Origin of the sequence: Actinosynnema sp. NPDC023658 (assembly GCF_040639995.1) — a bacterium.
Classification (GTDB): Bacteria; Actinomycetota; Actinomycetes; order Mycobacteriales; family Pseudonocardiaceae; genus Actinosynnema.
Window position 1 is genome coordinate 1 of the sequence record NZ_JBFAAX010001063.1, and the last position, 1827, is coordinate 1827.

Sequence of the window (1827 nt, forward strand, 5' to 3'; positions counted from 1 at the left end):
CGGAGGACATCGGGCCGGAGGTGCGGTCGCTGCCGGTCGACCCGGAGTGGGCCCGGCTGACCGTCGGCACGCCGGGTCGCACGACGGCGGGCGCGGTGGCGGTGGCGGGCGCGTCGCTGGTGGAACGGCTGGAGCCGGAGGTGCGCCGGCTGCTCAAGGTGGTGTTCTGCGACCCGGCGCCCATGCCGCGGCCGCCGGTGGCCGAGGAGCCGCCCGCGCCGGTGGTCGTCGACGAGCCGGTGCCGCTGAGCGTGGACGGCCCCCTGGCGGAGTCCCCCGCGCCGGTGTGGGGCGAGCAGCTCGGTGATGAGGTCGTGCCGTCCGACCACCGCAGCACCGAGCCGGAACGCGACGCGCTGCGCCGGATGCTGGGCGAGCGCTACGGGGAGCACGCGGCGGTGGCGTGCCGGCACATCGTGCAGCGCCCGGACGACCCCGAGGCGTTCGAGGCGGTGGTGACGGACCTCGCGGCGGTGTCGGCGTGCCTGCGCGGCGACGAGGAGATCCTGGTCGAGGCGATGCGCAGCGGGAAGCTGGGCAGGCTGTGGCCGTACGCGGCCGCGGTGGTGTCGGGCCTGCGGCGGCTGCCGGTGCACCAGGGCGTGACGGTGTGCCTGGGCGAGGCGCGCGGCTACCGGACCGGTGACGTGCTGGTCGAGCACGGCGTGCTCAACACCGTCGCCGGGCCGTCGGTGCCGGTCGACGGCCGGGTGGAGTTCGTGCTCTGGTCGGTGACGGGGCGGCGGGTGTCGGTGGTCGACTCGTTCGGCAGCGTGGTCCAGGAGCGGGTGCTGTTCCCGCCGGGCACGGCGTTCAAGGTGCTCGCGGTGGTCGAGGCGGAGGACTCCGCGCCGATGCAGGTCATGGCGCAGGAGGTGGTGGGCCGCCACCACGAGCTGCCGCCGGGGGTGCTGGGCAGCCTGGAGAGGGCCGCGGTGGCGCTGCGCGGCTACGCCCGGGCCACCGCCTGACCCGGCCGCGTCAGTAACCGACGGCGCGCTCCGCGAACTGCGGCGCGGGTACGGCACCCCCTGCCTCCGGGTAGGAGATCCGGTCGGACACGCCGTCCGAGGTGTAGCGCTGCTGCGGCGCGGCGGCCAGCTGGTCCAGCCACACCGTCGAGCCGTAGCGCGCGTCCTCCCCCGACGGGTCCTGCGACCGGATGCGCGGCGTGCTCGCCGGGTCGAACTCCGCCGCGAACGGCGACGGCGCCGGACCCGCGCCCACCATCAGCACGCACACGTACTCGTACGACATGCCGCCGGACGCACCCCGCAGGGCCAGCGCGCCATTCGCGGGCACCGCGCCGAACGGCAGCGCGAGGCTCGTCACCCGGTAGTTGGGCACGGCCTGCTGGATCTCCCGCTGCCCCGCCGCGATCGCCTCCTGCGCCCCCTGCTCGCCGGCCGTCGCGAGGTTGGTGTGGTCGCGGGTGTGGTTGCCGATCTCGAAGCCGTGGTCGCGCAGCCAGCGCAGGGCCGCGCCGTCCGGCGACCCGAACGGCCCGGCGTTGACGTACAGGCTCGCCACCGATCGGAAGCCGGGGTGCCGCGCGGCCACGTCGAGCAGGATGGCGATCGCCGTGCCGGGCGCGGGCTGCCCGTCCGCACCCAGCGCGAACTGCGTCGCGTCACCGTCGTCGAAGGTCAGCACGACGGGGTGCGCGCCCGCCGGGAGGTCCATCCGCCCGGTCGCGTACTCGGTGGTCGTCACCGGCACGTACCCCTCGTTCGCCAGCCGCTCCCGCTCGGCGCGGAACGCCGCCGGTGTCCGGTCGTAGACCGAGGCGGGCCGCTCGACGAGCCGGTGGTACATCAGGATCGGCAC

General features: G+C 75.8%; 1 protein-coding gene and 1 pseudogene. One reads left to right on the forward strand and one right to left on the reverse strand.

The features are described 5' to 3' along the window. Positions 1-971, forward strand: a pseudogene (locus AB0G02_RS38085) (hypothetical protein); the annotation flags it as partial. A gap of 10 nt (positions 972-981) precedes the next feature. Here the strand turns inward: AB0G02_RS38085 and AB0G02_RS38090 are convergent. Then, on the reverse strand, positions 982-1827 hold an 846-nt coding region (locus tag AB0G02_RS38090; RefSeq protein ID WP_360804742.1), incomplete at its 5' end, for a polysaccharide deacetylase family protein.